Annotated in this window: 8 protein-coding genes; 4 read left to right on the forward strand and 4 right to left on the reverse strand. The window is 70.4% G+C overall.

Features of this window, described 5'->3' with window-relative positions; all coding sequences use genetic code 11:
• Positions 1–5 precede the first annotated feature (5 nt).
• The 3 genes from zipA (at position 6) to ABFC67_RS09550 (ending at position 1781) form a co-directional block, all read left to right on the forward strand.
• Positions 6–782 (forward strand): cell division protein ZipA, encoded by a 777-nt coding sequence (gene zipA, locus ABFC67_RS09540; protein WP_346737782.1) that lies wholly within the window; start codon positions 6–8, stop codon positions 780–782.
• A gap of 99 nt (positions 783–881) precedes the next feature.
• Positions 882–1076 carry a phasin family protein gene (locus ABFC67_RS09545; RefSeq protein ID WP_346737783.1) on the forward strand — a complete coding sequence of 65 codons (195 nt, stop codon included), beginning with the start codon at positions 882–884 and terminating at the stop codon, positions 1074–1076.
• Positions 1077–1127: 51 nt separating this feature from the next.
• Positions 1128–1781 carry an FMN-binding negative transcriptional regulator gene (locus ABFC67_RS09550; protein WP_346737784.1) on the forward strand — a complete coding sequence of 218 codons (654 nt, stop codon included), beginning with the start codon at positions 1128–1130 and terminating at the stop codon, positions 1779–1781.
• Here ABFC67_RS09550 and ABFC67_RS09555 read toward each other — a convergent pair.
• Together ABFC67_RS09555 and ABFC67_RS09560 are read right to left on the reverse strand one after the other, a co-directional pair.
• Positions 1769–2401 carry a TetR/AcrR family transcriptional regulator gene (locus tag ABFC67_RS09555; protein WP_346737785.1) on the reverse strand — a complete coding sequence of 211 codons (633 nt, stop codon included), beginning with the start codon at positions 2399–2401 and terminating at the stop codon, positions 1769–1771. The two genes, ABFC67_RS09550 and ABFC67_RS09555, sit on opposite strands and share 13 nt — an antisense overlap.
• A 10-nt stretch (positions 2402–2411) precedes the next feature.
• Entirely contained in the window at positions 2412–2669 is a 258-nt protein-coding gene (locus ABFC67_RS09560) for an acyl-CoA-binding protein (protein WP_346737786.1), read from the reverse strand.
• A gap of 173 nt (positions 2670–2842) precedes the next feature.
• Here ABFC67_RS09560 and ABFC67_RS09565 point away from each other — a divergent pair, with 173 nt between their 5' ends.
• Positions 2843–4837 (forward strand): SDR family oxidoreductase, encoded by a 1995-nt coding sequence (locus ABFC67_RS09565; protein WP_346737787.1) that lies wholly within the window; start codon positions 2843–2845, stop codon positions 4835–4837.
• A gap of 243 nt (positions 4838–5080) precedes the next feature.
• Here the strand turns inward: ABFC67_RS09565 and ABFC67_RS09570 are convergent, their stop codons facing one another.
• A complete protein-coding gene (locus ABFC67_RS09570; RefSeq protein WP_346737788.1) occupies positions 5081–5566 on the reverse strand; it encodes a phasin family protein in 486 nt (161 codons plus the stop codon).
• Between the two features lie 138 nt (positions 5567–5704).
• A partial coding sequence (aat, locus tag ABFC67_RS09575; RefSeq protein ID WP_346737789.1) for a leucyl/phenylalanyl-tRNA--protein transferase occupies positions 5705–6452 on the reverse strand: 748 nt, incomplete at its 5' end.

Genomic DNA, 6452 nt, shown 5'->3' on the forward strand with positions numbered 1-6452 from the left:
AGCGCATGGGACAGCGGGCATTGGACCCCACCACGCTGCGCATCATCATCGCTGCCGTCGGCGCGATCGTGCTGGCGCTGATCTATGTTTTCGGCCAGCCGAAGAAGCCGGGGCAGGGGCGGCGCACGCTGTTCCGCCGCGGCGCCGACGAGCGCATCGAGCCGACCCTCGGCGAGGCCGCGCCGCCGCTGGACGACGTCGCGGAGCCGCGGCAGGGCGAACTGGACGTCGGCGCGTCGTTCGGCGCCCTCGACGAGCCGCCGCCGGCTGCCGAAAGCCCGGCGCGCGCGCGCGCCGCGGCGCAGCCGTTGCCCGGCCGCCGTCCCTACGACAAGCCGGTCGAGCGCATCGTCAGCTTGTTCGTGGCGGCGCGCCCGGAGCGCCCGTTCCGCGGCCCCGACCTGGTGGTGGCGGCGGAGAAGGCGGGGCTGGAATTCGGCGACCTGGGCATCTTCCACCGCCTGCTGGACGGCAAGCCGGAGCTGGGGCCGATCTTCAGCGTCGCCAACATGATCAAGCCCGGCAAGTTCGACATGCGCAACATCGACCGGCTGGAAACGCCCGGGATCAGCTTCTTCATGACCCTGCCCGGGCCGCTGCCGGCGCTGGACGCCTGGGACGCCATGCTGCCGACCGCGCAACGCCTCGCCGAGCTGCTCGACGGCATGGTGCTGGACGAGGAGCGCAGCACGCTGGGGCGCCAGCGCATCGCCCATATCCGCGACGAGTTGCGCGCCTGGGACCGCCGCCACGAAGGCGACGAGATCAAGTTCGGGCGCTGAGCGCCGCACCGCTGGTGTGGCTGCTCTAGCCGGCGCCGCCAGCATGGCGACGCGCCGGGCCCCGCGCACGGCGCAGTGCCGCCGGGAGGGCGATACCGCATGACCACGGATTCACGCGAACGCCGCGCGCAGGCACCGTCGCCGACGGCCGAGCAGGTGCGCAATCTCTGGCTGGCGGGGCTGGGCGCGGCCGCCGCGATCGGGCGCCGCGGGCGCGCGCTGTTCGCCGCGCTGGTCGCCGAAGGCCGCGCCGTGCAGGCGCGCGCCCGCGCGCGGCGCGACGGCGATCGCTGAACGCAGCCGCAGCCGCTACAATCGCGCCTTCCGCATGGTGGAATCCGGCGCATGTACCTGCCACGTCACTTTCGCGAAGAGCGCGTCGAAGTGCTGCGCGACGCGATGCGCGCGATCGCCTTCGCGTCGTTGGTCACGCACGGGCCGGATGGCCTGATCGCCACGCACCTGCCGCTGGTGTTCGACGCGGAGCCGGGACCGCACGGCACGCTGTACGGCCACGTCGCGCGCGCCAACCCGCACTGGCGCGCTTTCTCGGCCGATGCGCAGTCGCTGGCGATGTTCGTCGGGCCGCACGCCTACGTGTCGCCCAACTGGTATCCGGGCAAGCACGCCACCGGCGAGGACGTGCCGACCTGGAACTACATCGCGGTGCACGCCCATGGCCCGCTGCGCATCGTCGAGGAGCCCGCGCGCGTGCTCGACATCCTGACCCGCCTCACCGATCGCCAGGAAGCGCAGCGCGACCCGCGCTGGCGCGTCGGCGACGCGCCGGCGGCGTACGTCGAGCAGCAACTGCGCGGCATCGTCGGCTTCGAGATGCCGATCGCGCGGCTGGAAGGCAAGTGGAAGCTCAGCCAGAACCGCAACGCAGCCGATTTCGAGGGCGCCCGCGCCGGACTGGCGGCATCGGAGATCGAGCGCGAGCGCGAGGTGGCGGCCGCAATGGCGGCCGCGGACCCGCGCCGGCATCAGCCGCGATAGGCGCTGGCCAGGCGGTTGAGGTGCACGCGTTCGGCGTCGCGCAGGAACGGCGCCAGCAGCAGCATCACCTGGTAGATGCCGCGCCCCAGTTCCTGCGGCGCTTCGTGGCTGGAACCGCGCCGGACCGCGTCGTAGTCCAGCCAGAACGTGGCGATCAGCAGGATATTCTCGACCAGCGCCTCGACCTCGTCGGCGCTGGCGCGCATCACTCCGGTGCCCACCAGCCCGTGCATCACCCGCCGCGCCGATTCGCCGGAGCGCTCGAGCACGCGCACGAAGCGCAGGCGCAGCTTGCGGCTGCGCGCGAGGATGTCGACCAGATCGCGGTACAGGAAGCGGTAGTCCCACATGCACTCGAACACCAGGTGCAGTTGCAGCCACACGTCCTCGAGGTCGGGCAGGCGTTCCTGCGGCGCCTGCAGCGCGTCGTCCATGCGCTGTTCGTAGCGGGCGAACAGCTGCTCGACGATGTCGTCCTTGTTGCGGAAGTGGTAGTACAGGTTGCCGGGGCTGATGCCCAGCTCGTCGGCGATGTGGTTGGTGGTGACGTTCGGTTCGCCCTGGGCGTTGAACATCCCCAGGCTGGTTTCGAGGATGCGCTCGCGCGTGCGCCGCGCCATCGCCGCAGGCTCAGGCGCCGAGCTTGCGCACCAGCTCGATGTACTTCTTCATCGCCTCGTCCGCACCCATGCCCTTGAGCTTGGCCCAGGCCTCGTACTTGGCGGTGCCGACGAAATCGAAGAAGCCCGGCTTGGGACCGGTGACGTCGCCTTCCGAACCCTGCTTGTACAACGCATACAGCTTCAGCAACGTGTCGTTGTCCGGGCGCTCGCTGAGCTTCTTGACGTCCTCGGCGGCTTGTTCGAACTGTGCGTTCAGATCGGCCATGGCAGTGCGTTCCCTCCCCCGTAACGGACGAGCTTTTATCACGCGACCCTGGAGCGGTCAACGCGATGGCGCGTGCGTGTGGCCGGCGAGCTGGCGCTTGGCCGCGCAACGTGCGCGCGACTATGCTTGAAACGGGAGCGCGGCATGCTCGCCGCGAAAGCGAGGGTTTGCGCATGAGTTATTTCGTCACCGGGGCGACCGGTTTCGTCGGCCGGCATCTGGTCGAGCGCCTGCTGGCGCGCAAGGGCACCGTCTACTGCCTGGTGCGCAAGGGTTCGGAAGGCAAGTTCGAGGCGTTGCGCGAGCGCCTCGGCGCGCCGAAGGATCGCCTGGTCGCGGTGCGCGGCGATCTCGCCAAGCCGCGCCTCGGCGTGGCGCCCGCGCAGCTCGCCGCGCTGAAGGGCAGGCTGAAGCACTTCTTCCACCTGGCCGCGCTGTACGACCTCACCGCCGACGCCGACGCGCAGCGCAGCGCCAACGTCGACGGCACCCGCCACGCGCTCGAGTTTGCCGAGGCGGTCGGCGCCGGCTGCGTGCACTTCACCAGCTCGATCGTGGCCGCCGGCCTGTATCCGGGCGTGTTCCGCGAGGACATGTTCGACGAGGCCGAAGACCTCGATGCCAATCCGTATTTCCGCACCAAGCACGACGCCGAGCGGATCGTGCGCGAGGAATGCAAGCGTCCGTTCCGCATCTATCGCCCGGGCGTGGTGATCGGCCATTCGCAGACCGGCGAAATCGACAAGATCGACGGGCCTTATTACTTCTTCCGCCTGATCAAGAAGATGCGGCAGACGCTGCCGCCGTGGGTACCGGCCATCGGCCTCGAAGGCGGACGCATCAACCTGGTGCCGGTCGACTGGGTGGTCGCGGCGATGGACCATATCGCGCACAAGCCGGGGCTGGACGGCCAGTGCTTCCACCTCACCGATCCTGCGCCGCGGCGCATCGGCGAGGTGCTGAACGTATTCGCGCGCGCCGGGCACGCGCCGGAGATGGCGATGCGCCTCGACGCGCGCATGTTCGCCTTCGTCCCCGGCGCGTTGCGCCAGGCGCTGGCCAGTCTGCCGCCGGTCAGGCGCTTCGTCGGCGTGCTGCTGCGCGACTTCGGCATACCGCTGGAGGTGCTGAAGTTCATCAACTATCCGACCCGCTTCGACTGCCGCGAGACCGAGCGCGCGCTGAAGGGCACGAAGATCGCGCTGCCCGATCTCGAGGACTACGCCTGGCGCCTGTGGGACTACTGGGAGCGCCATCTCGATCCGGACCTGTTCGTCGACCATTCGCTGTCGGGCAAGGTCAAGGGCAAGGTGGTGGTGATCACCGGCGGTTCGTCCGGCATCGGCCGGGCGGCGGCGCTGAAGATCGCCACGGCCGGCGCCAAGGTGGTGATCTGCGCGCGCGGCGAGGAGGAACTGGACGCCACGCGCAAGGAGATCGAGGCCGTCGGCGGCGTCTGCCACACCTACAAGGCCGATCTTGCCGACGTCGCCTCCTGCGACGCGTTCGTGCAGCAGGTGCTGGCCGATCACGGCCACGTCGACATCCTTGTCAACAACGCCGGCCGCTCGATCCGCCGCGCGATCGCCTCCAGCTACGACCGCTTCCACGACTTCGAACGCACCATGCAGCTGAACTACTTCGGCGCGCTGCGGCTGGTGCTGGGTTTCCTGCCGAAAATGGCCGAGCGGCACAAGGGCCACATCATCAACATCTCCTCGATCGGCGTGCTGACCAACTCGCCGCGGTTCTCCGCCTACGTGGCCTCGAAAGCGGCGCTGGACGCGTTCTCGCGCTGCGCGCAGGCGGAGTTCTCCGACCAGGGCGTCAGCTTCACCACCATCAACATGCCGCTGGTGAAGACGCCGATGATCGCGCCGACCAAGATGTACGAGTCGGTGCCGACGCTGTCGCCGGAGGAAGCCGCCGACCTGATCGTCGAGGCGATCATCGAGCGCCCGGTGCGCATCGCCACGCGGCTCGGCACCTTCGCGCAGATCGTCTACGCGCTGGCGCCGCGTGCCTACGAGATCATCATGAACACCGCGTTCCGGCTGTTCCCGGATTCGGCCGCGGCCAAGGGCATCAAGGGCATGCGCGAGGCGGCGCAGCAGCCGACCAGCGAGCAGATCGCGTTCGCCGCGCTGCTGCGCGGCGTGCACTGGTAGAAAACCCGGCGTTCACGCGCCGCCGGCAGCGGCGTCGCGTGCCGTGTTTTCCGGCGTCCGCGGACGGCGAGCGACGGCACGCGGGTGGCGGCCGGCCGCGGCAAGGTCGCGCGGCAGAACGGCGAACGCCCGGCACGGCCGGGCGTTCGTCCCGCCGCAGAAAAGGCCCGTCGGCCGTTGGCAGGGGGAGGGATCCTGCCGCGGGTTGGCCGACGGGCCGACAAGCGTCTGTTTCGCGTCGGCTCAGGCGCTCTTGCGAGCGCGCTTTGCCGGCACCCGGGTCGTGCGCTTCGCAGTCGGACGCTCGCCGCCATTGAGCTTGCGAACCTCGCGAGCGAGTTCCTCGACGCGCGCGGTCAGCGTTTCGAGATCGCGGCGCCCGGGCACGCCGAGCTGGCCGAGCGCGCGCGAGACGCGGGCTTCGAACACTTTCTCCAGGCGATCCCAGGTATCGGCGGCGCGCTTCCTCGCCTCGCCGACCGTCGACTCGACCGCGCCGCGCGCTTCGCTGACGCGGGCATCGGTGAACTTGCGGGTCTTGTGTTCGAGCTGCGCGCCTTCCTTGACCAGCGCCTCGAACAGCTTGCTGCCTTCGGCCTGCGCCTTGGAGAACGCGCCGAGGCCGGCCAGCCAGATCTGCTGCGCGGATTCCATGATGCCCTTGCCCAACTGCTGGGCGGTCGCCGTTCCGGCGCGGGCCTTGCTCTTGAACTGCGGCTTGGTCGCCATGGTGCTGCCCTCGGTGGTGTGTGGTGTAGGGGGCAATCTAGGCGGGTTGTCTAGAGCGTTCACACTAGCGGAGACGAGGATTTCCGCCTCGCGCCGCGGCCGGCCCGGCATCCGCGCGGGCCGGTTGCCCGCCCGGCATCACGGCGCCAGCTCGGCAGCGCGGCGCAGCGGGAAGCGCGGCCCCCAGTCGCCCGTCACGCCGGGCAGGGCGGCGAGACGCTTCAGTTCGGCGAGGTATTCGGCGCGCGGCATCTCGATCGCGCCCATGCGCAGCAGGTGCGGGTTGGTGACCTGCGCATCCAGCAGCGGGAAGCCCCAGCCGTGCAGCGCGCGGCCGAGCGCCAGCAGCGCGACCTTGGAGCCGTTCTCGGCACGGCTGAACATCGACTCGCCGCAGAACATGCGGCCGAGCGCGACGCCGTAGATGCCGCCGACCAGCGCTTCGCCGTCCCACACCTCCACCGAGTGCGCGTGGCCGAGCGCATGCAGGCGCACGTAGGCCGCGTGCATGGCGCGGGTGATCCAGGTGCCGGACTGGCGGGCGCGCGGCGCGCCGCAGGCGCTGACCACCGCACCGAATGCCGCGTCGGCGCTGATCGTCCAGCGCGAGCCGCGCAGCGTGCGGGCGAGGCGGCGCGACAGGTGCATGCGATCGGTGCGGAACACGCAGCGCGGGTCCGGCGACCACCACAGGATCGGCTCGCCTTCGCCGTACCACGGGAAGATGCCGCGCGCGTAGGCGTGCAGCAGGCGCTGCGGCGACAGATCGCCGCCGGCGGCGAGCAGGCCGTTCGGCTCGGCGAATGCATGCTGCGGATCGGGAAACGCATCCGGGCGGCGCGGATCGAGGATCGGCAGGCGGTTCATCGCTGCGCGTACGGGTCGT

It is taken from the genome of Mizugakiibacter sp. (assembly GCF_039680435.1).
In the GTDB taxonomy this organism is placed as follows: domain Bacteria; phylum Pseudomonadota; class Gammaproteobacteria; order Xanthomonadales; family Rhodanobacteraceae; genus Mizugakiibacter.